The organism is Polaromonas sp. CT11-55 (assembly GCF_047303325.1).
GTDB lineage: Bacteria > Pseudomonadota > Gammaproteobacteria > Burkholderiales > Burkholderiaceae_C > Polaromonas.
This window is the reverse complement of the sequence record NZ_JBKBEX010000003.1, coordinates 211,088-234,092: the sequence shown is the minus strand read 5'-3', so window position 1 is coordinate 234,092 and position 23,005 is coordinate 211,088. Positions and strand designations below refer to the sequence as shown.

Below are 23,005 nucleotides of genomic sequence, written 5' to 3'. Positions count from 1 at the left end.
ATGTTCCTCCAGCGTCTGGATGCCCGGTTCCCGGTTCGTTACTCCTTCATGGCCTTGTGCGCGCTGGGCGTGCTGCTGGCGCTGCTCAGCCTGGCGCTCTTCGGCGTGGGCCGGCTGACCCTGCTGGCCCTGCTGGCCTGCATCGCGCTGGTTGGCGTGGGCGTGCATGACCTGCGGCAAACCCGGCACGCGGTGCTGCGCAACTACCCGGTCATAGGCCATATGCGCTTTCTGTTCGAGTTCATACGGCCCGAGATGCGCCAGTACTTCATTGAAAGCGACAGCGAGGCCACACCGTTTTCGCGCGCCCAGCGTTCGCTGGTCTACCAGCGCGCCAAGGGCGAGCCCGACAACCGGCCCTTCGGCACGCAGCTCGACGTGGGCGCGCAAGGTTATGAATGGGTCAACCATTCGATGTCGCCGACCAAACTGGCCTCGCACGACTTCCGCGTCTGGATAGGTGGCTCGCCCGGCCACCCCTCGCCTTCGGTCGAGCCCTGCACCCAGCCCTACCATGCCAGCGTCTTCAACATCTCGGCGCTGAGCTTCGGCTCGCTTTCGGCCAACGCCATCATGGCGCTCAACAAGGGCGCCAAGCTGGGTGGCTTCGCGCACGACACGGGTGAGGGCTCGATCTCGCAGCACCACCGGCTGCACGGCGGCGACCTGATCTGGGAAATCGGCTCGGGCTACTTCGGCTGCCGCAACGAGGACGGCAGCTTCAGCGAAGAGCGTTTCGCCGCCAACGCGCGCGACCCGCAGGTCAAGCTGGTTGAGCTCAAGATGAGCCAGGGCGCCAAGCCCGGCCACGGCGGCATACTGCCCGGCCCCAAGGTCACCGCGGAGATCGCCGCGGCGCGCGGCGTGCCGCAAGGCAAGGACTGCATCTCGCCCTCCAGCCACAGCGCGTTTTCCACGCCGGTGGAGATGATGCATTTCATCGCCAGGCTGCGAAAGCTCTCGGGTGGCAAGCCCACAGGTTTCAAATTCTGCATAGGCCATCCCTGGGAATGGTTTGCCATCGTCAAGGCCATGCTGGAGACCGGCATCACGCCCGACTTCATCGTGGTAGACGGCGCCGAGGGTGGCACGGGCGCCGCGCCGGTGGAGTTCACCGACCACGTGGGCGCACCGCTGCAGGAAGGCCTGCTGCTGGTGCACAACACGCTGATCGGCGTGAACCTGCGCAGCCGCATCTCCATAGGCGCGGCCGGCAAGGTCGTCAGCGCCTTCGACATGGTGCGCCTCATGGCGCTGGGCGCCGACTGGTGCAACGCCGGGCGCGGCTTCATGATGGCGCTGGGCTGCATCCAGGCGCAGAGCTGCCACACCGGCAAATGTCCGACGGGCGTCACCACGCAGGACCCGGTGCGCCAGCAGGCCCTGGTGGTGCCCGACAAGGCCGAGCGCGTGCGCAACTTCCACCGCAGCACGCTGCATGCGCTGCAGGAGCTGGTGCAGGCCGCGGGCCTGTGCCATCCGCGCGAAGTCAACGCCCATCACATCGTGCGCCGCCTGACCGACACCGAGGTGCGTCTGCTCAGCAACCTCATCATGCAGGTGGAGCCCGGCGCGCTGCTGGGCTCGCTGGAAAAACAGAATACCGTGTTCAGCTACTACTGGCCGCTGGCCAGCGCGCACAGCTTTCGCGCCAACGGCGCCGCCATGCAGGCGCCGGCCGGGCCGGATGGCGCCGTGGCCGCGGTGCCGTCACACGCGTAGCCTGCGCGCCATACGCACCGCCGTTACCATTAGCCGAGTCGCATGGCCAGGGCTTCTCCTCCAATCGAAGTACAGAGGCGCAAATTCACCCGAGTGTTTCAGGCGGCCGAGGTGAAAATACCGACTGGCAGAGCAGGCTGCACGCACATCCTCCATTCATCATTGCAAGATCTTTCATGTCTTTCAACAAATTTTGGGTTGTATTGCTCCTGGCAGTGCTGGCCGGCGCCGGTGCGCATGCGGCTGAGCCGCGCCTGGCCTTGCTGATCGGTAACGCCGCTTATAAGTCTTCCCCTTTGCGCAATCCGGTCAATGATGTCCGGCTGATGGAGTCCGTGCTCAAGGAGTCCGGCTTCACGGTGATGAAGGCGGAAAACGCGTCCATGCGGGAGATGCGGCGCCTGGTGCGCGAGTTCGGCGACAAGCTCAAGGCCGAAGGCGGCGTCGGTTTGTTCTACTTTGCGGGCCATGGCGTGCAAGTGCGTGGCGAGAATTTCCTGGTCTCCACCGACTCCGACATACGCAATGAAGACGAGGTCGCTGACGACTCGCTGAACGCCAACATCGTCCTGGAAAAGATGCAGACCGCGGGCAACCGCGTCAACTTCGTTATTCTGGATGCCTGCCGCAACAATCCCTTCGCATCGAAGTCGCGCTCGGCGCTCGATGGGTTGGCCGGCATGCGTGCGCCCGGCGGCTCGCTGGTGGCGTATGCCACCGCCCCCGGCTCGGTCGCCTCGGACGGCACGAGCCGCAACGGGCTCTACACCGAGAACCTGGCCAGGGCGATCCGCCAGCCGGGCCTGCCGGTCGAGGAGGTCTTCAAGCAGGTGCGCACCGCGGTTCGCAAGCAAAGCAACAACCAGCAGATTCCCTGGGAAAACACGGCGCTCGAAGGCGAATTCTTCTTCAGGGGACAGTCCGTGGGCAGCAAGCCGGATCCGGCGGCCCTTGACCTGGCCTTCTGGGATAACGTCAAAAACAGCAACAACGCGGCGGAAGTGCAGGCCTACCTGACGCAATTTCCCGATGGAACATTTGCCGGACTGGCCAGGGCCCGCTTCGAACAACTGAAGTCTGTGGGCGCAGTGGCGGCGCAGGGCAATATCCTCGGCATTCTGGAGCTGACGGATACGCGCACCGGTGCCAAGCACAGCTCGCCGATTGTGGCCACCCAACCCGACCCCAACCAGATCGCATTCTCATCGGGCGACCTGATCACCCGAACCGGCGAGGTTCGCCAGATTCGCGTAGGTGAACATGTTTTGCGGGTTACCGCGGGCGCGCTGTGGACCGTGCCGCTGAAGGGGCAAGGCTCGGGCAGCGCCACGGTGGAGCAGGTGGATACCGGCTTCAGCGCCCCCGGCGTATTGAACTGGGTCGCTACGCCGCTACCGCAGGGGAAAATCAGGATAGATGCGAAGGTGGGCTACATGACACCCAATCCGGTATCCGGCAGGCGTACTGATCTTTACGGCAGCTGGACGGCCACCTACAGCGCCGGACGGGAGTTGCCGGATTCCTCTGCCGCCGAGCTCAAGGGGCAATTTCTTTATAACAACAATATCATGTCGGCCGAATTCAAGTTGCGCTAGGAATGGGCGCGACGACAGGCAGGCATGTAGGTATGGCGCTTGAAGCCGGTCAGGCCTCCTCCAATCAGAGGAGGCTGATTCTCAGAGATGGCGCCAACCCGACAAAGCCCCCGCCAAAAACAAAAGAGCTGTGTGAAAATGCAGGAGACCCGGCCTGCGGCCCGAAAGTTTTCACTCCACGCCTTTCACATGACCCCACGCCTCTTCCTGCTCCTGGTTGCGATGTTTTTTTGGGGCCAGGCCGCCATGGCACAAGGCACTCCCGAGCCGCGCCTGGCCTTGCTGATCGGTAACGCCGCTTATAAATCTTCCCCTTTGCGCAATCCGGTCAACGATGTCCGGTTGATGGAGTCCGTGCTCAAGGAGTCCGGCTTCACCGTAATGAAGGCGGAAAACGCGTCCATGCGCGACATGCGCCGGCTGGTGCGCGAGTTCGGCGACAGGCTCAAGGAAAGCGGCGGCGTCGGCCTGTTTTACTTTGCGGGCCATGGCGTGCAGGTGCGCGGCGAAAACTTCCTGATCTCCACCGACTCCGACATCCGCAACGAAGACGAGGTTGCCGACGACGGGCTCAACGCGAGCATGGTCCTGGAAAAAATGCAGACAGCAGGCAACCGCGTCAACCTCGTGATCCTGGACGCTTGCCGCAACAACCCTTTCCCGTCGAAGTCACGCGCAGCTCCCGATGGGCTGGCCGGCATGCGCGCGCCCGGCGGCTCGCTGGTGGCATATGCCACCGCGCCCGGCTCGGTCGCCTCGGACGGCCCTGGCCGCAACGGCCTGTACACCGAAAACCTGGCCAGGGCGATACGCCAGCCCGGCCTGCCGGTCGAAGAGGTCTTCAAGCAGGTGCGCACCGCGGTGCGCAAACAGAGCAACAACCAGCAGACCCCCTGGGAGAACACGGCCCTGGAAGGGCAATTCGCCTTCAACGGCCAGCCTGCGTCGTCGAGCCGTCCTGACATCGCGACGCTGGACCTGGCTTTCTGGGAAAGCATCAAAACCAGCAATTACCCGGCCGACTTCCAGGCCTACCTGTCGCAGTACCCCAACGGCCTGTTCGCCAACCTGGCAAAAGGCCGGCTCGTACAGCTGAAGACGGCCGGCCCGCTCACCGCATCGGCATCGGGCAGCAACCTGCTGGGCACGCTGGACCTGACCGACAGCTTCAGCGGGTTGAAGCGCAAGCTGGATGTGACTGCCACCGGGGCCAGTGGCGCCAAAAGGGTGTACTCAACAGGTGACGTGATCTCTGACAAGGGGGAAGTTCTCCAGGTGCGTGTTGGCGAACACGTGTTGCGCGTGACAAGCGGCGCCTTGTGGACAGTGCCGCTCAAGGACCAAGCCTCCTCCGGGCAGGCATCGGTGGAACAGATCGACATCGGCTATAGCGCCTACGGGACATTCAGTTGGACGGCCACACCCGTCGGCCAGGGGAGGGTCCGCGTGGACGCAACGGTGTGGTATTCCTCGCCAAGCCCCCACAATGCGGCGCGCGTCTATATGTATGGAAAGTGGTCATCCACCTATAGCGCCGGGCGCGAACTGGCGGACTCCTCGGTCTCACAGCTGCGAAGCGAGTATCCGATTTTCACCAACATCATGACCACGGAACTCAAGTTTCGTTAGGGCTCGCTTAGGCCCCGGCCACCACCCGCAGGTTCTCACTTCAAGCTTTTTCGCCATGATCTTGCGTCTGTTCCTATCCCTGGCGGCCATGCTCCTTTGTGGCCAAACCGCGATCGCGCAGGCCGCAGCCGAGCCGCGCCTGGCCCTGCTGATCGGCAATGCGACCTACAAAGCCTCCCCCCTGCGCAACCCGGTCAACGACGTCCGGTTGATGGAGTCGGTGCTCAAGGAGTCGGGCTTTACCGTGATCAAGGCGGAGAACGCTTCCATGCGCGAGATGCGCCGCCTGGTACGAGAATTCGGTGACCGGCTCAAGGCCGAAGGCGGGATCGGCCTGTTCTATTTCTCCGGCCATGGCGTGCAGGTGCGCGGCGACAACTACCTGGTCTCCATCGACTCGGACATCCGCAATGAAGACGAAGTGCCGGACGATGCGCTCAACGGCAACCTGGTGCTTGAGAAGATGCAAAGCGCCGGCAATCGGGTCAACATCCTGATCCTGGACGCCTGCCGCAACAACCCTTTCCCCGTCAAGTCGCGAGCCTCCTCTTCGGGGTTGGCCGGCATGCAGGCGCCCAGCGGTTCGCTGGTGGCCTATGCGACCGCACCGGGGGCGGTCGCGGCGGACGGCAGCGGCCGCAACAGCCCCTACACCGCAAACCTGGCCAGAGTCATCCGCCAGCCCGGTTTGCCCATCGAGGAAGTCTTCAAGCAGGTGCGCACCGCAGTGCGCAAGGAGACCGGCAACAAGCAGACGCCCTGGGAGAACACCGCGCTTGAAGGCGAGTTCTTCTTCAGGGGACAGTCCCCGGGCGGCAAACCGGACCCGGCCGCCATTGACCTGGCTTTCTGGGAAAGCGTCAAGTCCAGCAATTCCCCGGCCGACCTGCAGGCCTACCTGTCACAACACCCTGCGGGCTTGTTTGCCAGCCTGGCACAAGCCCGGCTTGCACAGCTAAAGGCGGCCGGTCCGGGCACGGCGGGCGGCAATGTGCTGGGCACGCTGGACCTGATCGACAGCTTTTCCGGGCTGAAGCGCAAGCTGGACGTGACAACCACTGCCGTCGAGGCCAACGGCACCAAAACTTACTCCACCGGTGACGTGATCTCCGCCAAGGGCGAGGTGCTTCAGTTGCGTGTTGGCGAACATGTGCTGCGCGTGACTGGTGGCGCCTTGTGGACCGTGCCGCTCAAGGACCAGGCAGCCTCCGGCCAGGCGTCGGTGGAACAAGTCGATGTCGGTTACAGCGTCAAGGGGGCATTCCACTGGACGGCCGCGCCCCTTGGCCAGGGAAAGGTTCGCGTGGATGCGACGGTGTGGTATACCTCGCCGTCTCCCCTCAACGCCACTCCAGTCAATATCTATGGCAAATGGACGTCCACCTACAGCGCAGGTCGGGAACTGGCGGACTCTTCGACCGCGCAACTGCGAAACTTCAGTCCCACGTCCTCGACCAAAAATGTGGCCGCAACGGAGCTTAGGTTTCGGTAACTGGACGCAGCCCGCAAGTCTTCACTTCACACTTTTTCATCATGACCCCACGCCTGCTCTTGCTCCTGATGGCGATGCTTCTTTGGGGCCAGGCCGCGACGGCACAAGGAGCTCCCGAGCCGAAACTGGCCCTGCTGATCGGCAACGCGGCTTACAAAGCCTCTCCTTTGCGCAACCCGGTCAACGATGTCCGGTTGATGGAGTCCGTGCTCAAGGAGTCCGGCTTCACCGTCATCAAGGCAGAGAACGCGTCCATGCGGGAAATGCGGCGCCTGGTGCGCGAGTTCGGCGACAAGCTCAAGGCCGAAGGCGGCGTTGGTTTGTTTTACTTCGCGGGCCATGGCGTGCAGGTGCGCGGTGAAAACTTCCTGATCTCGATCGACTCGGACATACGAAACGAAGACGAGGTCGCAGATGACGGCCTGAACGCCAGCACGGTACTGGAGAAAATGCAGACCGCCGGCAACCGCGTCAATCTCGTGATCCTGGATGCCTGCCGCAACAACCCTTTCCCGTCGAAGTCACGCTCGGCCCTCGATGGGCTGGCCGGCATGCGCGCGCCTGGCGGTTCGCTGGTGGCGTATGCCACCGCCCCCGGCTCGGTCGCCTCGGACGGCCCGGGCCGCAACGGGCTTTACACCGAAAACCTGGCCAGGGTGATACGCCAGCCGGGCCTGCCGGTCGAGGAGGTCTTCAAGCAGGTGCGCACCGCAGTGCGCAAACAAAGCAACAACCAGCAGATTCCCTGGGAAAACACCGCACTCGAAGGCGAGTTCTTCTTTCGAGGCCGGCCAGCGCCGGTGCGTCCTGATACCGCCGCGATGGAGCTGGCTTACTGGGAAAGCGTCAAGTCCAGCAATTCCCCGGCCGACCTGCAGGCCTACCTCACGCAATTCCCCGACGGTGTGTTTGCCAGCCTGGCAAAAAGCCGGCTTTTGCAGCTGAAGACGGCCCGCCCGGTCACCGAATCGGCCAAGGTGCCGTCGCCCGGCGTGCCTGAACTTGTCGGCACGCTGGTGAGCACCGACCTGGCTTATGGCCAGAAGAACTCGGTTGCCGTCACGGTCAGCCAGCGCAGCGGTGAGCGCACCGTGTATTCATCGGGTGACATCGTTGCCAGCGGTGGCCGTATCGAGCAATTGCGGGTTGGCGATGTGGTGGTGAAAGTCATATCGGGCTCACTCTGGACGCTGCCCGTCAAAGCCGGAGCCAGAGGAGAGGCCCGCATCGAGCGGCTGGACGCAGGATGGCCCTCGCCCGGCGAGATCACATGGAGTTCGGTCGATGTCGGCGGCGGCAAGGTCCGCATCGATGCCAGCGTGGCATATCACTACCGCTACCTGGGCGTTTACGACGAGCGGGTATATGGCAAGTGGACGGCAACTTACAGCGGCCAGCGGGACTTGCCGGATTCGACCTCGGCACAACTGGAAAGCCTGATGGGCGGGCGCAATGTGGTTTCAGCCGAGTTCACGCCGCGTTAAGCCGGCAGCACCAGGCCACGTTCGCGTGGATGCTATCTGCCAGCCAGCCCTCCCATGTGGCACAACACCGTTTACATCACGCGTTGAGCTCGAGCCCCGCAGGCAAGAATCCGTTTTCTCATCGACAGGATGTGTTTGTCCTTGCTTAGCAGCAGGGCCTGGTGTGCGATCGCAAGATCGATGAACTTCTGGTCGTCCGCGTCGCGGCACGTCAAGACTGATTTTCCGGGCGCATCGCAAAGGCGGACTGTCGCATCGAAGACCGCGAGAACCTTATCCACGGTGAGCCGATAGAACGCAAGACGTGAAACGATTTGCGGATAGGCGAGCACGCGTTCAAGTTCGTCACGCATGGCCTGTGTTGCCAGCCAATAAAGCTCGCCGTCCGCCAATGCTTGTCGCAATGGGGCCACGGCCGCATCGGCAAACACAAGAATATCCAGCGCGATATTGGTGTCGATGACTACCGGCTCCCCACAAGCAGGCAGGGCTTCGGCAGGCCGGAGCAGCGCACTCACGGCTTGTGTGGCGAAGCAGCCGGCAAGTCAGCACCCGCTGCGCTGGCCGGCTTGCCGCGCGCGGAGCCGGCCACCATGTCGAAGCGGAACAGCCGGCATTCAATCGGACCGTTCCACATGGGCACGCGGCGCGATTCCTTCAGGCGCATCTTGCCGGGCAGCTTGAGGTCGGGCGTGAGCACGTGGGCCGTCCAGCCCGCGTAATTCTTCTTCCAGTGCGCGGCCAGCTGCGGAAAGAAGTCGGCGGCTTCCTCGCCCCAGGCGTTTTGCGCCTGTTCGCGGCCCGGGTTTGCCGAGCGGTCGCGCGAGGTTTCGAAGGCGGGCTCTTCGCGGGTGTCGCCGCTGTCCTGATTCAGAGGCTGGCCGAATTCGTCGATGGGCTGGTTGCGGTGGTCGTGTTGGACTTCCCGGCCCTGCTGGCGGCGCTGGTCGCGGCCCTGCACGCCGGTAATGCCGGCCACACCGGCGACGTCGATGCGCTCGCCATAGGGCGGGTTCACCAGCATCACACCCGACGGCGCGGGCGGCATGCGCTGCAGCGCGTCGCCGCCGCGGAACTCTACCGCGTTGGCGACACCGGCACGCTCGGCATTGCGCTCGGCGAAGTCGACCATGCGGAAGGACACGTCGCTACCGAACACCGGCGCCGTGGGCTCGGTGATGGCGGCTTCGGCCTGGTCCAGCAGTCCGTCCCAGACATGGCCCTGGAAGGGCAAATACTTCTGGAAGGCGAAGCGCCGGTTGATGCCGGGCGCGATGTTGCAGGCGATCTGCGCCGCCTCGATGGCGATGGTCCCCGAGCCGCAGCAGGGGTCGTAAAGCGGCACCCCGTTTTTGCACAGCTGGTCCCAGCCGCTGGCGGCGATCATCGCGGCGGCCAGGGTTTCTTTCAGCGGCGCGTCGCCCTTGTCCTCGCGCCAGCCGCGCTTGAAGAGAGGCTCGCCCGAGGTGTCGATGTAAATCGTGACGGTGTCCGTCGTCAGGTGCACGTAGACACGCACGTCGGGCCAGCGCGTGTCCACACTGGGCCGCACGTCATCAAACTTGGCGCGAAAACGGTCGGCGATGGCGTCCTTGATCTTCAGCGCCGCGAAGTTCAGGCTGGTCAGCGGGCTGTGCTGGGCGGTGATCTCCACCTTGAAGGTCTGCTTGGGCGTGAACCAGATCTCCCAGGCCACATTGGCGGCGGCGTTGTAGAGGTCCTGCTCGCCGCGGTACTGGTTGTGCTGCAGCTCGATGAGCACGCGCTGCGCCAGACGGCTGTGCAGGTTGAGCTGCAGCGCGTCGCGCCAGGAAGCCTGCAATTGCACGCCGGCGCGCCAGGCCTTGCCCTGGATGCCCGTGATGCGCTGCACTTCGGTGGCCAGCAGGGCTTCGACGCCCGCGGCGCAGGGTAAAAAGAGTTGAAGTTGGTTCATGACTGACTTTGAGGGACGGGGCAGCGCTGCCTGATCGCGGCTAGAGTGATTTGCGTAAATTAGCCGGCGCGATGCGCAGGGCCTCGCGGTACTTGGCCACGGTGCGTCGCGCGCATTCAATGCCCTGCTCCTTGAGCATTTCGGAAATCTGGTTGTCGCTGAGCGGCTTTTTCGCGCTTTCGGATGAGACGAACTGCTTGATCAGCGCGCGCACCGCCGTGCTCGAGGCGTTGCCGCCGGTCTCGGTGCCCAGCGCGGAGCCGAAGAAATACTTCAGCTCAAAGGTGCCGAAGGGCGTGCCCATGTATTTGGCGGTGGTCACGCGTGAAATCGTGGATTCGTGCAGGCCCAGTTCGTCGGCGATTTCGCGCAGGACCAGCGGGCGCATCGCGAGCTCGCCGTGCGTGAAGAAACTCTTTTGCCGCTCGACGATGGCGCTGCTCACGCGCAGTATGGTGTCAAAGCGCTGCTGGATGTTCTTGATGAACCAGCGTGCCTCCTGCAGGCGCTGCTGCAGTGCCTGGCCGTCCTGGCCCTTGTGCTGCTTGAGGGCGTTGGCGTAGATGTCGTGCACGCGCAGGCGCGGCATCACGTCGCCGTTGAGCGTGACCTTGAAACCCCGGCCCGACTTCACGACGATGACGTCGGGCACGATCAGGTTGCGTTCCACGTTGACGAAGCGGCGCCCGGGTTTGGGGTCGAGCCGGCCTATCACGGCGATCGCGCCCTTGATGGCCGCCTCGGTGAATCCGCACAGGTAGGACAGGCGCTTGACGTCGCGTTTGGCCAGCAGCTCCATGGGATGCTTGCACACGGCGATGGCTGCGCGGGTCTCCTCGCAGTCCTTGCAGTCGAGCAACTGCAGGCTCAGGCACTCGGCCAGGTTGCGCGCGCCCACGCCGGCCGGCTCCATGTGGTGCAGCAGCCTGAGCGCCATGGCAAAGCGCTGCTCGATCTCCTCGGCCTGTTCCATGTCGCCGCCGGCCAGGCCGGCCGCGAGCGAGGCCAGGCTGTCCTCGAGGTAGCCGTCGTCGTTGAGCGATTCGATCAGGAAATGCAGGGCCGCGCGGTCTTCCTCGGACAGGCGCAGGCCCAGCGACTGGCGGTGCAGGTGGTCCTGTAGCGACTCATGGCCGCCCGTGAGGTCCGAGGCCTCGGCCTCGCCTTCCTCGTTGTTGTTCTTGCGCGCCGGCGCATCGCTGCCCCATTCGCTGTCGTCGGGGGTGGTCTCCACCGTGCCGTCGCCTTCCCAGCTTTCCTCGAGCTTGGGCTCCGCGCTGACCTCGGCTTCGCCGGCCGCGGAAATGCCCGCGTCTTCCGCGCCGCCGGCCGTTGCATCGGCGGCGGATTCAAACTCACGGCTGTCCTGGCTGACCGGCGTGTTGACATGCTCAAGGCCGAACTCCTCGCGCACTGCGGTTTCGTCCGACACCTCGAGAAACGGGTTTTCGTCGAGCATCTGCTCGACCTCCTGGCTCAGCTCGAGCGTGGACAGCTGCAGCAGCCGAATCGACTGCTGCAGCTGGGGCGTCAGCGCAAGATGCTGCGAGACGCGGAGCGAAAGGCCTTGTTTCAAGGACTCCCCCCCGTTGGATGCTCACCTCGTGTAGCACCCTCCCCCCTACAGGGGGCGGCGCCTGTGGCCTGGCAAAGCCAGTTCCACGGCCCCCGCTTGAAAGACGATGGCAGGCGTGTCAATGTGGCGACGGCACTCTCGGAAGCCCGCACGTTAAGCGCGATGAACAACAAGGGGGAAACCATCTCTACATCTTGAAGTGCTCGCCCAAGTACACGCGGCGCACATCGGCGTTGTTCACGATCTCGGACGGCGTGCCCTGGGCCAGCACATGGCCGTCGCTGATGATGTAGGCGTGGTCGCAGATGCCCAGCGTCTCGCGCACATTGTGGTCGGTGATCAGCACGCCGATGCCGCGCGACTTCAGGAACCCGATGATGCGCTGGATTTCGATCACCGCGATGGGGTCGATGCCGGCAAAGGGCTCGTCAAGCAGGATGAAGCGTGGCTGGGTCGCCAGGGCGCGGGCGATCTCGACGCGGCGGCGCTCGCCGCCCGACAGCGCCGGCGCCGGGGAATTGCGCAAATGATCCACCCGCAGGTCCTGCAGCAGGGCATCCAACCGCGACTCGATGTCGGCGCGGCCCAGCGGCTTGCCGTTCGCGTCCAGCTGCAGTTCGAGCACGGCGCGCACGTTCTCTTCCACCGTGAGCTTGCGGAAAATCGAGGCCTCCTGCGGCAGGTAGCTCAGGCCCAGGCGGGCGCGCAGGTGAATCGGCATGTGCTCGACCGACTGGCCGTCGATGGAAATCTCGCCGGCATCGGCGCGCACCAGGCCCACGATCATGTAGAAGGAGGTCGTCTTGCCGGCGCCGTTGGGGCCCAGCAGGCCCACGACCTCGCCTTTTTGCACGGCCACTGAAACGTCCTGTACGACCTTGCGGCTGCCGTAGGATTTTTGCAGCCCCTGCGCCACCAGGCGGCTGGGGGTCGCGGCCTCGGCCGCCGAAGTGTCAGTCACCACATCCATCTGTGCAGGTTCTTTCTAGTTCTTTTCGTTGCCCAGCGTGGTGCTGGGGCGCAAGGTGGCGGCTGGGGCTGCGGGGGCGGACGTGGCGGCCGGGGCCGATGCGGCGGCGCGCGGCGACAGCATGGCGCGTACGCGCCCGCTCGGGTTGGCGGCAGTTTTATTTTGCGCGCCGCCGTCCACGGTGAAAACGTCGGTATTGTTGTCGTAGACGATCACGGCGCCCGTGGTTTCGTCCACCAGGGTGGCGCCGTTATAGCGGCGCACCACGGCACGCTTGATGAATTTGACGAGGTCGGCGCGGCTGTCGTATTCGATGCGCTCGCCTTCGCCTTCGATGTATTCGTCCACGCCGTCGCGTTTCTTGCGGTAGAAGGCCAGCTTGCCGGGCGCGGCGATGGCCACCGCCTGCTGGTAGCCCTCGGGATCCTGGCTCACGTCGACCTGCGCGCCGCGCACGATGGTCGTGCCTTTGGTAATCACCACGTTGCCGGTGAACACGCTGGTCTGCTTCAGGTCGTCATAACGCAGGGCGTCGGCCTCCGCGTTCATGGGCTTGTCCCGGTCGGCTTTTTCGGCCCAGGCCGGAAACGCCGCCCCCAGCGCCAAAGCGGCCGGCAGGACGAGGGAATAAAGGGGGTGTTTCATAAGGCACGAATCTTGCTGCTTTGGGTTGGGCCATTGTAGCCATGCAAGCTGTGGGAATGGCTTGCACGGGTGAATATTAGGGGCATAAAAAAAACCCGCCTGGAACGAGGCGGGTTTTTCAGCGTGGGCCGCTGCGGCCCTGAACGGCAGCCTTATGGCCTTACTTCTTGGTGCGCGACTGCGTGATCAGGTAATCCGTGACCTGCAGCGCGCGAGCCATGTTTTGCGACAGGGTGGCCGAGGTGTAGTAACGCCCCGCAATGCCCAGCGCCGGCACGCCGTCGACCTTGTAGATGTCTTGCAGCTGCGTGGCCTTGCGGGCCTTGGTGGTGACGGTGAAGGAGTTGTACATCTCGACGAACTTGGCCTTGTCCAGGCCCTGTTTTTCGGCCCAAGCCGCGACGGAGTCGGCCGTGTTGAGCGCCAGTTTTTCCACGTGGATGGCGTAAAACACCTTTTTGTGGAGCTCCTCGACCTTGCCCATGGCCTCGAGCACGTAAAAAAGGCGTTGTTGTGGTTCGAAATCAGGGCGGAAGGCCACCGGCACACGCCGCACCGTCACATCCTTGGGCGCCTGCTTAATCCAGGCCTCGAGCGTCGGCTCAAAGGCATTGCAATGCGGGCAGCTGTACCAGAAGAACTCCACCACTTCGACCTGGCCCGCGGGGACTTCGGTAGGCGCCGGCTTGTCCAGCGTCAGGTAGTCGGCACCGTCTTTGAAGGCCCTGGCCTGAGCTTGAGCCAGCGTGGGAAGGGCGATGCCGCCCAGGCTGGCGACGGCTGCCGAGGCGGCTGAAAACGAAAACTCACGGCGTTGCATCAGATTCTTCTCCTGGTATGACAGAAATGGTGGGTAAGCCGCCCCTGCGGACGGCGGCCTCGTGGGGCGGGGCACAGGGGTTTGTACACCGGCCCCGTGAAAAGTTCAGTATCGGCAACAGAGCGGTCAGCGCTGCACGCGGACCAGCGCCGTCTCAATGGAGTTGTTGTCCAGCCGCTCTTTGGCCTTGTCGGCGTCTTCCTTTTTGTCGAAAGGCCCGAGACGCACGCGGTACACGGTGCGGCCGGCTTGTTCGCGCTCGCTGACCTTGGCCTGCATGCCCAGCAACAGCAGCTTGGCGCGCTGCTGCTCGGCGTCTTCGGGCGTGCGGAAGGCGCCGGCCTGGATGAAGTAGCTGAAAGGGTCCACGCTGGGGCCGGACGACAGGCCTTCGACCTTGGCCTTGGCCAGATCGCCCAGCGGGTCGGCCGCGGGGGCGGGCTTGGCGGCGGCAGTTTTGGCGGGCGCCGAGGCGGCGGCCTTGGGCACGGCAGGGTCGGGAACGGCGACGCCGCTCGCTTCAGGGGTGGCGGCGGCTGGCGGCGGCTTGGGCTGGTTTTTGCCGGCCAGCGGCGCGTTCGGGTTCCAGTCCTTGTTCTTCTTGGCTTCCGCGGCGTCGCTGTCGGGATTGCGCGCCTGGCTCTTGTTCATGAAAGGCACGGGCACCTTGGTGATATAGACCGCCACGGCCAGCGCGGCGCCAAGGCCTATCAGCGCGCCAATGATCAAGCCCAGCAGCGTCCCGCCTCGTTGTGTATTCATACCCTTGCCCACGTTCATTGCCTTGTCCTGAAAATCCGGGTGCTACCGGCGTTCTTACATCTTGCGCGGAGCGCTCACGCCCAGCACCGCCAGGCCATTGTGCAACACCTGCGCGGTCGCCGCGACCAGCGCCAGCCGGGCGCGCTTGACGGCCTCGTCATCGACCAGGATGCGCTCCGCATCGTAATAGCTGTGGTAGCAGGCGGCCAGCTCGCGCAGGTAAAACGCCACGTCGTGCGGCGCCAGGCCGGCGGCCGCGTTGGCCAGCATCTCGGGGTATTTGGCCAGCAGCAGCATCAGCGCCTGGGCCTGAGGGCTGTCCAGCGCCGAGAGGTCGGCAGACTTCAGGCTGGCTTCGTCGCCGCCCTGCTCGGCCCAGGTGGTGAGGATGGAGCAGATGCGCGCGTGCGCGTACTGCACGTAGTACACCGGGTTCTCGTTGTTCTTGGCCAAGGCCAGGTCGATGTCGAAGATGTACTCGGTGTCGGGCTTGCGGCTAAGCAGGAAGAAACGCACGGCATCGGCGCTGGTCCATTCGATCAGGTCGCGCAGCGTGACGTAGCTGCCGGCACGCTTGGAGATCTTGACCTCCTCGCCATTGCGCATGACGCGCACCATGGTGTGCAGCACGTAGTCGGGATAGCCCTGGGGAATATCCTCGCCGGCGGCCTGCAGCCCCGCGCGCACGCGGGCGATGGTGCCGTGGTGGTCCATGCCCTGGATGTTGATCGCCTTGCCGAAGCCGCGCTCCCACTTGGCCAGGTGGTAGGCCACGTCGGGCACGAAGTAGGTGTAGCTGCCGTCGCTCTTTTTCATCACGCGGTCTTTGTCGTCGCCGTAATCGGTCGACTTCAGCCACAGCGCGCCGTCCTGTTCATAGGTCTTGCCGGCGTCTTTCAATTTCGCCACCGTGGCGTCGACGCGGCCCGAGCTGTACAGGCTGGACTCGAGGTAATAGTTGTCGAACTTGACGGAGAAGGCCTTGAGGTCCAGGTCCTGTTCGTGGCGCAGGTAGGCCACGGCGAACTGGCGTATCGAGTCCATGTCTTCCACATCGCCCGAGGCGGTGAACTCGCGGTCGTCCGACTTGACCGTCTTTTTCGCCAGGAAGTCCGCCGCGATGTCGGCAATGTAGTCGCCGTTATAGGCCGACTCGGGCCAGCCGGCGTCGCCGGGCTTGAGGCCCTTGGCGCGCGCCTGCGTGCTGGCGGCCAGGGTCTGGATCTGCACGCCCGCGTCGTTGTAATAGAACTCGCGCCAGACCTGCGCACCCTGGGTGGCGAAGAGATTGCAGATCGCGTCGCCCAGCGCGGCCTGCCGGCCGTGGCCCACATGCAGCGGCCCGGTCGGGTTGGCGGAGACGAATTCGACGATCATGCGCTGCCCGCTGCCTGCAGCCTGCGTGCCGTAAGCAGCACCGGCCTGCAGCACCTCGCGCACAGTTTCCTGCTTGGCGGCGGGCTTGAGGCGGATGTTGATGAAACCGGGGCCGGCGATCTCGATGGCGTCCACCCAGCGCTCGAAGGCCGGAGCCTTGAGCAAAATGGCGCGCAGGTTTTCGGCGAGCTGGCGCGGATTGAGCTTGAGCGGCTTGGCCAGCTGCATCGCGGCGGTGCAGGCGAAGTCGCCGTGGGCCGCCACCTTGGGGGATTCAAACGCGGCTTTGTCGCCCGCGCCGGGGGAAAGTTCTTCCAGGCCCGCGGCCAGGGCCGCGAGCAGGTCTTTTTTAATCGAGAGCATGGGCTGATTTTACGGTTAAGCCATGCACCGTCCGTGGGGCGCGAATGCCCGGCCGTCGAATTTGACGTAGCCAAGCCCGGCCTTCTGTGTTTGAATTCCACGGGGAATTCGATTCCGGTTTCCCGCGTTTACATCTGGGATGCATCTATGAAAAAACTATTGACCCTGGTCGCTATGACCTTTGCCATGTCCATGGGCTTGTCGGCCACAGCCCATGCGGCGGGCGCCGAAGCTGACTGCGCGGCCAAGTCCGCCGAGAAAAAACTGGCGGGCGCCGCCAAGGCCAGCTTCGAGAAGAAGTGCATCCGCGACGCCGCCGCCGCGCCCAGCCCCGCCTGCGAGAAATCCGCCGCCGACAAGAAGCTTGCCGGCGCCGCCAAAAACTCGCATATCAAGAAATGCATGGCCGACGAGAAGAAGGCCACGGCCCCCGCTGCCGCCAAGCCGGCTGCGGCAGCTTCGGCCAAGAAGTAAGCGGCCAGGGGCGGCATCGCCGCCCTAGTCCTGCAGCAAGCGCTCCCTGGCCGCCTGTTTGACGGCCTGGGTGAGCCGCTGCGCCGCCAGCGGTTCGCGCGTCCAGTGCTGCCAATAAAGCCGCACGTCAACCGCGCAACCCGGTAACACCTCCTGCACGGGCGGGCGATGCGCGCGCGCCGCCAGCAGGATATCGGGCACCATGCCCCAGCCCATGCCCAGCTCCAGCGCGAGCTCGAAGGCATCCACGGCCGGCACAAAGTGGCGCGGGTAAAGCGCGCCCTTGAGCTTGAAATGCTGGGCCAGGAAAGTGTCCTGCAGTGCGTCCTTGCGGTTGAAGATCACGGCCGGGCTGGCCAGCAGGCGATGGGCCAGGCGGTTAGGCCCCTGCGCCTTGCCTTCCAACGAAGGCTCGTTCCACTGCGCGAGCAGCGCCGGCGAGGCCATGCAGCGGTAACGCATCACACCCAGGGGTTCGGCCACGCAGCCGCGCATGGCCTGGGCCAGCGTGGTCACGCAGCCGGTGACGTCGCCGCTCTTGAGCGCGTCGTGGGTGTGGTCCTGGTCGTCGACCACCACGTCCAGCAGCAAGCCGTGGGCCTGCAGCACCGGCGCAACGCCCGGTAAAAACCAGCTGCTCAGGGAGTCGGCATTCACCGCCACGCTCAGGCTTTGCAGGCGCCCGGCCTTGCCGCCGCCCTGCAGGCCCGCGAGCAGGTCGGACTCCATCAGGCGTAACTGCCGCACATGGCCCAGCAAGGCCTGGCCGGCCGGCGTGGCGCGCACCTGCTTGCCCCGTACCAGCAGGCGCTGGCCCAGCTCGCCTTCCAGCGACTTGATGCGCAGCGATACGGCCGCCAGCGTCAGACTCAGGGCTTTGGCGGCCTCGCCGAAGCTGCCGTGCTCAATCACGGCGGCCAGGGCATCGAGTTGTCGGGCGTCGAGCATGGTGGGGTTTGAATCAAGTATTAATTGATCAATCAGAGTTTTAGTTAACTTTGTTTAAGCATTATGGGCTTTGCCCGACACTGCGTGCAAGCCGCACTCTCCTGAACCTTGAAGAAACACCATGAACCCGCTTGCCGCCCCCGCCTTCCTGACCGGCATGGTCCTGAGCCTCTCGCTGATCATGGCCATAGGCCCGCAGAACGCCCATGTCATACGCATGGGCCTGCTGCGCCAGCACCTGTGGCTTACGGTCGCCCTTTGCGTGTTAACCGACGTGGCGCTGATCGCCCTGGGTGTGATGGGGCTGGCCCAGCTGGGCGGCCTGTCCGACAAGCTGCTGGGCGCGATGACCGGTGCGGGCGCGCTGGTGCTGCTGGTCTATGGTGCCCAGGCGATGCGGCGTTTTTTGCAGCCGGCGCCGCAGTCGGCTGACGGTGCGCCGGTCGCCACCGAGGCGATTTCACGTCGCAAGGCGATCGGCCTGGCGCTGGCGCTGTCCTGGCTCAATCCCCATGCCTGGCTGGACACGGCGGTGGTCATAGGCACGGCCTCGCTGGCCTATGCGCAACCCGACAACGCGGTGTTCGGCCTGGGGGCCATCACCGGCTCGCTGCTGTGGTTCACCGGCCTGGGTGCGGCGCTGTGGTGCGTGGGGCGCAGGCTCAATTCACCAGCCGTCTGGCGCGCCATGGACTTGCTGGTGGCGCTGATGATGTGGGGCACAGCCTTCTGGCTGGTGCGCGGTCTTCTTTAGCCGAAGCCTCGCGCCAGGAAAACCGCCACCAGCGGAATGAAAGGCAGGATGTGCGCCTGCACCATCACCAGCCGGCGCGCCTTCTTGACCTCCACCGCGTCGGGCAGGGCACCGTTGGCGCGCAGCGCGCGCCGCCAGCGCACAAACATCAGGGTCGGCTTGATGGAGATCAGCCCTATCACCAGGAACATGGCCAGCTTCAGATAGAGCAGGGGGTTGTGCGCATACCAGGCTGCGCCCTTGCTGCCCAGGAACACGCGCGCCAGGCCAGTCAGCAAGACCAGCCCCGCGGAGATGCCGTAGACCATGTCTATCTTGCCCAGCCGCTCGACCACGGCGGCATTCAGCCATTCGACGCGGCACAGCGCCGCCTCGCTCGCGAGAAAAACCACCATGGTGAGAATCGCCAGCAGGTGGGCATAGGCCAGCAGGGCTTCGAGCGTCATCGCGGGGTCCTTTTTTCCTTGTTGGGGTTGTCAGGGCTTGAGGGCGGCGGTAGCCGCCGGGCTGCGCCAGAACTCGGGCTGGCTGTAGTGGTGCTTGAGGAAGTCTACCCACAGCCGCACCCGCAGCGGCAAATGTTTGCGCTGCGGGAACACGGCGTAAATACCGTTGGGCGGCGCGGCAAAGTCTTCGAGCACCGCCGTCAGCCGCCCGGCGGCGATCTCCGATTCAACCTCCCAGGTGCTGCGCCAGGCGATGCCGCAGTCGGCCAGGCACCAGTCGTGCAGGACCTGGCCGTCGGAGCAGTCGAGCGGCCCGCCCGGCTTGAGGTGCACCAGCTCGCCGCCCACCTGGAAGGCCCAGCCCCGCGTCTGCGAGGCATCGCTGGACAGCGTGAGGCAGTCAAAACGCGCCAGCTCACTGGGGTGCTGCGGCGTGCCGTGGGTCTTCAGGTAGCGCGGCGTGGCCACGCACAGGCGCCGGTTGTCGGCCATGCGCACGCTGACCAGCGAGGAATCGGGCAGGTCGCCGACGCGCACGGCGCAGTCAAAACCCTCGCCCGCCAGGTCGACCACACGGTCGCTCAGGTTCAGCGAAATCGTCACGTCGGCATGCTGTTCGCGAAAGCGGGTCACCAGCGGCGCGACGTGTCGGCGCCCGAAGCCCGCCGGCGCCGTGATGCGCAAATGGCCACTGGCCTTGACGCCGCCGGCCGACACGCTGGCCTCCGCATTGGCCAGGTCGGCCAGCAGGCGCTGGCAGTCTTCGAGGAAAGCGCTGCCTTCATGCGTGAGCGCGATGCGCCGCGTGGTGCGCACCAGCAGCTTCACGCCCAGCCGCTCTTCCAGCGCGTCCAGCCGACGGCCCATGATGGCGGGCGCCACCCCCTCGGATTTGGCGGCCGCCGTCAGGCTGCCGCGCGCCACCACCGAGACAAAGGATTCCAGCTGTTTGAGTTTGTCCATGCGCCTTCATTATGCGCATGAATGTCAGCAATCAACAGAGAATCTCTGCTTATTCCGCTGTTCACCCTGGAGTGTCGTGTGAATACAAAAGCTGGCCTGGCGCGGGCAGCTCCGCCGTCAGCACGCTGCCGGTCTGCGATTCCGTCATGAGCAGTTCGCGCGTGCCCGGCCGGAAGGCGACATTGGTGACCGTGGCGCCCACGGGGCTGCGCACGAAATGCGTGACTTCGCCGCGCGCATTGAGCACAAAAGCGCCGCCCAGGCTCGCATGCGCGACCACCAGCCGGCCCTCGGCGTCCAGCGCCATGCCGTCGGGGCCGCTGGCGCCGAAGAAAGTCTGGAAGGCGCCCATCTTGGAGATGGAGCCGTCGGGCAGCAGCGGCGCGCGCCACACCGCGTTGCCGCGCGTCACGGCGACAAACAGCAGCTTGCCGTCGGCGCTCAGCGCGAGGCCGTTGGGGCTGGGCGCGTTGCCCAGCAGCAGGTCGAGCTGGCCGTTTTCGCGCAGCCGGTAGACGCGGCCCGTGGGGTCGTGCAGGCCGGTCTGCCCCTGGTCGGTGAAATAGCACTGGCCCTGCGCGTCGAAAGCAAGGTCGTTCACTCCCTTGAAGGACTCGCTGTTGCGATGGCCCAGCAGCGTGTCCACGCGGCCCGGGGCCGCGTCCAGCCTGAGGATGCCGCGCCGGTAGTCCGCGATCCAGACGCTGCCGTCGCGGTGCACGGCCAGGCCGTTCGGCCAGCCCTCGTACTGTGCGACCTGCGTCCATTGCAGCTCGGGGCTCACGCGGAAGATGCGGCCGTAGGGAATGTCGGCCAGGTACAGGTTGCCGGCGCGGTCGAAGGCCGGGCCCTCGAGAAAGCTGTCCATGACGTAGCCGGGCTTGTTGGCATCCACCCAGGCCGTGGGCCGGGGCTGGCGCAGGCTGTCCGGCAGGCGGGTCAGCACCCGGGCTTCAATGACTTGCGGCGGCGTGAAGGACAGGTTCCACATGCTGCGCGGCCTTATTCGGGCTTCACGCCGGCGAGTTTGGCCACCGTGCCCCAAATCAGGGTTTCCTGCTTGATGAAACCGGCAAAGTCGGCCGGCGCCATGCCGCCGGGCTGCGCGCCCTGCTGCGCCAGGCGTTCGCGCAGGGCCGGGTCGGCCAGCGCTTTTTTGACTTCCGCCTGCAGCTTGCCGACCAGCTCGGGCGGTGTGCCCTTGGGGGCTACCAGGCCGAACCAGTTGGTGACCGTGTAGCCGCGCAGGCCCGCTTCCCGGAAGGTGGGCACATCGGGCAGGCTGGACAGGCGCTTGTCGCCGGTGACGGCCAGCGCGCGCAGCTTGCCGCCCTTGACCTGCGGGATCGCCGTGGGGCTGGCGGTGACCAGCACGTCGACCTGGCCCGATACCACCGCCAGCATGGCCTCGCCGGCGCCCTTGTAGGGGATGTGGGTCATGAAGAACTTGCCCTCCTTCTTCAGTAGTTCGGCCGACAGGTGGGTGGAACTGCCGGGGCCGCCCGAGCCGAAATTGAGTTTGCCCGGGTTCTTCTGCGCGAAGGCCAGCAGCTCGGCCAGTGTCTTGTAGGGCGAGTTGACGCCCACCACCAGCACCACCGGCGTCAGCGCGATGGTCGTCACCGGCACCAGGCCGTTGGCATGGTCCCAGGGCAGCTTGTTGAACAGCGAAGGCAGCATCGCATAGGTGGTGTCGTTGGTCAGCAAGGTGTAGCCGTCGGGCGCGGCCTTGGCCACCAGGTCCGTGCCTATGGTGCCGCTGGCGCCGGCCTTGTTCTCGACATAAAAAGATTGTTTGGTCTGTTCGGTGAGTTTTTGCGCGATCTGCCGCGCCGCATAGTCAGTGGTGCCGCCGGGCGCGTAGGGCACGATGATGCGCACCGGTTTTTCGGGCCAGGCGGTTTGCGCCCCCGCCGTGAGCTGGGCCAGGCCCAGGCCCGCGGCGATAAAAATGGTTTTCAGGTTTTTGTTCATGCGTGTCTCCGTTGATGTGGATGTCGTGCGGCGGTGCCCGCCCGGCCGGGGGGGCGCTCAAGAGGCCCGTTCAGTCCGGCTTGACATGGGCAAGCTGGATCACCTTGCCCCATTTGTCCTGCTCCATGCGCTGGAACGCGGCCAGTTTCTCCGGCGTGCCTCCGGCGGGTATGGCACCCAGGTCCGTCAGGCGTTTGGCCACCGCCGGCTGTTTGAGCGCCGCGTCCACCTCGGCGGACAGGCGCTTGACGATGTCGGGCGGCGTGCCGGCGGGTGCATAGAGCGCATACCAGGACGAGGCCTCGAAGTCCTTCATGTTCAGCGCCTCCGCGACCGTGGGCACGTCGGGGTACTGCGGCAGGCGTTGCGCGGTGGTGACGCCCAGCATCCTGAGCTTGCCGCTTTTCACAAAGGGTGTGCTGGTCAGCAGGGTATCAAACATCAGTTGCACCTGGCCGGCCACCACGTCGCCGATGGCGGGACCCGAGCCCTTGTAGGGAATGTGCGTCATGAAAGTGCCCGTGCGGTACTTGAAGTACTCCGGCACCAGGTGTGAGGAGCCGCCGTTGCCGGCCGATGCAAAGTTGATCTTGCCGGGGTTGGCCTTGAGCCGCTCGACGAGTTCCGGCAAGGTCGCCACCGGCAGCACCCGCGGATTTGCCACCACCACGATAGGCACGGTCACCACCAGGGATACGGGCGCGAAATCCTTGTTGGCATCGTAGGGGATCTTCTCGTGCAGCCTTGGGTTGATGGCCATGGTGCCTATGCTGGCCATCATCAGGGTGTAGCCGTCCGCCGGTGCTTTGGCCGCCTCGCCCACGCCAATGAAACCGTGGCCGCCCGCCTTGTTTTCCACAATCACCGGCGTCTTGAGCGACTCGCCGATGGCCTGCCCCAGGACGCGCGCCGTGATGTCGGTCGGACCGCCCGCCGGGAAGGGCACGATGATGCGGATCGGCTTGGCAGGCCAGGCGGTTTGCGCCCCTGCCGTGAAGTGGGCCAGGCCCAGGCCTGCGGCCAGCAAAACCGCTTTCAGGTTTTTGTTCATGTTTGTCTCCGTGTGTGTTCTGTG

Annotated in this window: 21 protein-coding genes; 7 read left to right on the top strand and 14 right to left on the bottom strand. The window is 65.0% G+C overall.

Annotated elements, in window-relative coordinates:
* The 5 genes from ACEN8I_RS04665 to ACEN8I_RS04645 all read left to right on the top strand — a co-directional run bounded on the left by ACEN8I_RS04665 (nt 1) and on the right by ACEN8I_RS04645 (nt 7,922).
* A complete protein-coding gene (locus ACEN8I_RS04665; RefSeq protein ID WP_413326789.1) occupies nt 1–1,722 on the top strand; it encodes an FMN-binding glutamate synthase family protein in 1,722 nt (573 codons plus the stop codon).
* 215 nt (nt 1,723–1,937) lie between these two features.
* Nucleotides 1,938–3,317, top strand: a complete 1,380-nt coding sequence (locus ACEN8I_RS04660; protein WP_413326786.1) for a caspase family protein — start codon at nt 1,938–1,940, stop codon at nt 3,315–3,317.
* 189 nt (nt 3,318–3,506) lie between these two features.
* Nucleotides 3,507–4,946, top strand: coding sequence for a caspase family protein (locus ACEN8I_RS04655; protein ID WP_413326784.1), 1,440 nt, complete (start codon nt 3,507–3,509; stop codon nt 4,944–4,946).
* Nucleotides 4,947–5,001: 55 nt separating this feature from the next.
* Entirely contained in the window at nt 5,002–6,438 is a 1,437-nt protein-coding gene (locus tag ACEN8I_RS04650) for a caspase family protein (RefSeq protein WP_413326782.1), read from the top strand.
* A 41-nt stretch (nt 6,439–6,479) separates the two neighbouring features.
* Nucleotides 6,480–7,922: a caspase family protein gene (locus ACEN8I_RS04645; RefSeq protein ID WP_413326780.1), complete on the top strand. Its 1,443-nt coding sequence runs from the start codon at nt 6,480–6,482 to the stop codon at nt 7,920–7,922.
* Nucleotides 7,923–7,993: 71 nt separating this feature from the next.
* Here ACEN8I_RS04645 and ACEN8I_RS04640 read toward each other — a convergent pair whose 3' ends face one another.
* The 8 genes from ACEN8I_RS04640 to argS all read right to left on the bottom strand — a co-directional run bounded on the left by ACEN8I_RS04640 (nt 7,994) and on the right by argS (nt 16,371).
* Entirely contained in the window at nt 7,994–8,440 is a 447-nt protein-coding gene (locus tag ACEN8I_RS04640) for a putative toxin-antitoxin system toxin component, PIN family (RefSeq protein WP_413326778.1), read from the bottom strand.
* A complete protein-coding gene (locus tag ACEN8I_RS04635; RefSeq protein ID WP_413326776.1) occupies nt 8,437–9,858 on the bottom strand; it encodes a THUMP domain-containing class I SAM-dependent RNA methyltransferase in 1,422 nt (473 codons plus the stop codon). The genes ACEN8I_RS04640 and ACEN8I_RS04635 overlap by 4 nt, the downstream gene beginning before the upstream one ends.
* A gap of 40 nt (nt 9,859–9,898) precedes the next feature.
* Nucleotides 9,899–11,434: an RNA polymerase factor sigma-54 gene (locus ACEN8I_RS04630; protein ID WP_413326774.1), complete on the bottom strand. Its 1,536-nt coding sequence runs from the start codon at nt 11,432–11,434 to the stop codon at nt 9,899–9,901.
* Nucleotides 11,435–11,621: 187 nt separating this feature from the next.
* On the bottom strand, nt 11,622–12,404 hold the full coding sequence (gene lptB, locus ACEN8I_RS04625) for an LPS export ABC transporter ATP-binding protein (protein ID WP_413326772.1): 783 nt from the start codon (nt 12,402–12,404) through the stop codon (nt 11,622–11,624).
* A 15-nt stretch (nt 12,405–12,419) separates the two neighbouring features.
* Nucleotides 12,420–13,049 carry a lipopolysaccharide transport periplasmic protein LptA gene (gene lptA, locus ACEN8I_RS04620; protein ID WP_413326770.1) on the bottom strand — a complete coding sequence of 210 codons (630 nt, stop codon included), beginning with the start codon at nt 13,047–13,049 and terminating at the stop codon, nt 12,420–12,422.
* Nucleotides 13,050–13,209: 160 nt separating this feature from the next.
* Nucleotides 13,210–13,869, bottom strand: coding sequence for a thiol:disulfide interchange protein DsbA/DsbL (locus ACEN8I_RS04615; protein ID WP_413326768.1), 660 nt, complete (start codon nt 13,867–13,869; stop codon nt 13,210–13,212).
* A 126-nt stretch (nt 13,870–13,995) separates the two neighbouring features.
* The gene (locus ACEN8I_RS04610; protein ID WP_413326766.1) at nt 13,996–14,631 is read right to left on the bottom strand and encodes an SPOR domain-containing protein; all 636 of its coding nucleotides are present in this window, start codon (nt 14,629–14,631) and stop codon (nt 13,996–13,998) included.
* A gap of 54 nt (nt 14,632–14,685) precedes the next feature.
* Nucleotides 14,686–16,371, bottom strand: a complete 1,686-nt coding sequence (gene argS / locus ACEN8I_RS04605; protein ID WP_413326764.1) for an arginine--tRNA ligase — start codon at nt 16,369–16,371, stop codon at nt 14,686–14,688.
* 147 nt (nt 16,372–16,518) lie between these two features.
* Between argS and ACEN8I_RS04600 the strand changes: the two genes are divergently transcribed.
* On the top strand, nt 16,519–16,845 hold the full coding sequence (locus ACEN8I_RS04600; RefSeq protein ID WP_413326762.1) for a hypothetical protein: 327 nt from the start codon (nt 16,519–16,521) through the stop codon (nt 16,843–16,845).
* 24 nt (nt 16,846–16,869) lie between these two features.
* Here ACEN8I_RS04600 and ACEN8I_RS04595 read toward each other — a convergent pair whose 3' ends face one another.
* A complete protein-coding gene (locus ACEN8I_RS04595) occupies nt 16,870–17,793 on the bottom strand; it encodes an HTH-type transcriptional regulator ArgP (RefSeq protein WP_413326759.1) in 924 nt (307 codons plus the stop codon).
* A 121-nt stretch (nt 17,794–17,914) separates the two neighbouring features.
* Between ACEN8I_RS04595 and ACEN8I_RS04590 the strand changes: the two genes are divergently transcribed.
* Entirely contained in the window at nt 17,915–18,547 is a 633-nt protein-coding gene (locus ACEN8I_RS04590; protein WP_413326757.1) for a LysE/ArgO family amino acid transporter, read from the top strand.
* Here the strand turns inward: ACEN8I_RS04590 and ACEN8I_RS04585 are convergent.
* From ACEN8I_RS04585 to ACEN8I_RS04565, 5 genes are all read right to left on the bottom strand, one after another.
* Nucleotides 18,544–18,993 (bottom strand): DUF2214 family protein, encoded by a 450-nt coding sequence (locus tag ACEN8I_RS04585; RefSeq protein ID WP_413326755.1) that lies wholly within the window; start codon nt 18,991–18,993, stop codon nt 18,544–18,546. The genes ACEN8I_RS04590 and ACEN8I_RS04585 overlap by 4 nt on opposite strands.
* Before the next feature lie 30 nt (nt 18,994–19,023).
* Nucleotides 19,024–19,956, bottom strand: a complete 933-nt coding sequence (locus ACEN8I_RS04580; protein WP_413326753.1) for a LysR family transcriptional regulator — start codon at nt 19,954–19,956, stop codon at nt 19,024–19,026.
* A gap of 61 nt (nt 19,957–20,017) precedes the next feature.
* Nucleotides 20,018–20,947 (bottom strand): SMP-30/gluconolactonase/LRE family protein, encoded by a 930-nt coding sequence (locus ACEN8I_RS04575; protein WP_413326751.1) that lies wholly within the window; start codon nt 20,945–20,947, stop codon nt 20,018–20,020.
* An 11-nt stretch (nt 20,948–20,958) separates the two neighbouring features.
* Complete coding sequence (locus ACEN8I_RS04570; protein ID WP_074580111.1) at nt 20,959–21,930, bottom strand: Bug family tripartite tricarboxylate transporter substrate binding protein; 972 nt, start codon at nt 21,928–21,930, stop codon at nt 20,959–20,961.
* A 70-nt stretch (nt 21,931–22,000) separates the two neighbouring features.
* A complete protein-coding gene (locus ACEN8I_RS04565; RefSeq protein ID WP_413326749.1) occupies nt 22,001–22,981 on the bottom strand; it encodes a Bug family tripartite tricarboxylate transporter substrate binding protein in 981 nt (326 codons plus the stop codon).
* Nucleotides 22,982–23,005 lie beyond the last annotated feature (24 nt).

Excerpts from the sequence above, each read along its gene's own strand:
- ACEN8I_RS04665 (WP_413326789.1), top strand. The coding sequence starts at position 1 with ATGTTCCTCCAGCGTCTGGATGCCCGGTTCCCGGTTCGTTACTCCTTC.
- ACEN8I_RS04655 (WP_413326784.1), top strand. The coding sequence starts at position 3,507 with ATGACCCCACGCCTCTTCCTGCTCCTGGTTGCGATGTTTTTTTGGGGC.
- ACEN8I_RS04650 (WP_413326782.1), top strand. The coding sequence starts at position 5,002 with ATGATCTTGCGTCTGTTCCTATCCCTGGCGGCCATGCTCCTTTGTGGC.
- ACEN8I_RS04645 (WP_413326780.1), top strand. The coding sequence starts at position 6,480 with ATGACCCCACGCCTGCTCTTGCTCCTGATGGCGATGCTTCTTTGGGGC.
- ACEN8I_RS04635 (WP_413326776.1), bottom strand. The coding sequence starts at position 9,858 with ATGAACCAACTTCAACTCTTTTTACCCTGCGCCGCGGGCGTCGAAGCC.
- lptB (WP_413326772.1), bottom strand. The coding sequence starts at position 12,404 with ATGGATGTGGTGACTGACACTTCGGCGGCCGAGGCCGCGACCCCCAGC.
- lptA (WP_413326770.1), bottom strand. The coding sequence starts at position 13,049 with ATGAAACACCCCCTTTATTCCCTCGTCCTGCCGGCCGCTTTGGCGCTG.
- ACEN8I_RS04615 (WP_413326768.1), bottom strand. The coding sequence starts at position 13,869 with ATGCAACGCCGTGAGTTTTCGTTTTCAGCCGCCTCGGCAGCCGTCGCC.
- ACEN8I_RS04610 (WP_413326766.1), bottom strand. The coding sequence starts at position 14,631 with ATGAATACACAACGAGGCGGGACGCTGCTGGGCTTGATCATTGGCGCG.
- argS (WP_413326764.1), bottom strand. The coding sequence starts at position 16,371 with ATGCTCTCGATTAAAAAAGACCTGCTCGCGGCCCTGGCCGCGGGCCTG.
- ACEN8I_RS04600 (WP_413326762.1), top strand. The coding sequence starts at position 16,519 with ATGAAAAAACTATTGACCCTGGTCGCTATGACCTTTGCCATGTCCATG.
- ACEN8I_RS04595 (WP_413326759.1), bottom strand. The coding sequence starts at position 17,793 with ATGCTCGACGCCCGACAACTCGATGCCCTGGCCGCCGTGATTGAGCAC.
- ACEN8I_RS04590 (WP_413326757.1), top strand. The coding sequence starts at position 17,915 with ATGAACCCGCTTGCCGCCCCCGCCTTCCTGACCGGCATGGTCCTGAGC.
- ACEN8I_RS04585 (WP_413326755.1), bottom strand. The coding sequence starts at position 18,993 with ATGACGCTCGAAGCCCTGCTGGCCTATGCCCACCTGCTGGCGATTCTC.
- ACEN8I_RS04580 (WP_413326753.1), bottom strand. The coding sequence starts at position 19,956 with ATGGACAAACTCAAACAGCTGGAATCCTTTGTCTCGGTGGTGGCGCGC.
- ACEN8I_RS04575 (WP_413326751.1), bottom strand. The coding sequence starts at position 20,947 with ATGTGGAACCTGTCCTTCACGCCGCCGCAAGTCATTGAAGCCCGGGTG.
- ACEN8I_RS04570 (WP_074580111.1), bottom strand. The coding sequence starts at position 21,930 with ATGAACAAAAACCTGAAAACCATTTTTATCGCCGCGGGCCTGGGCCTG.
- ACEN8I_RS04565 (WP_413326749.1), bottom strand. The coding sequence starts at position 22,981 with ATGAACAAAAACCTGAAAGCGGTTTTGCTGGCCGCAGGCCTGGGCCTG.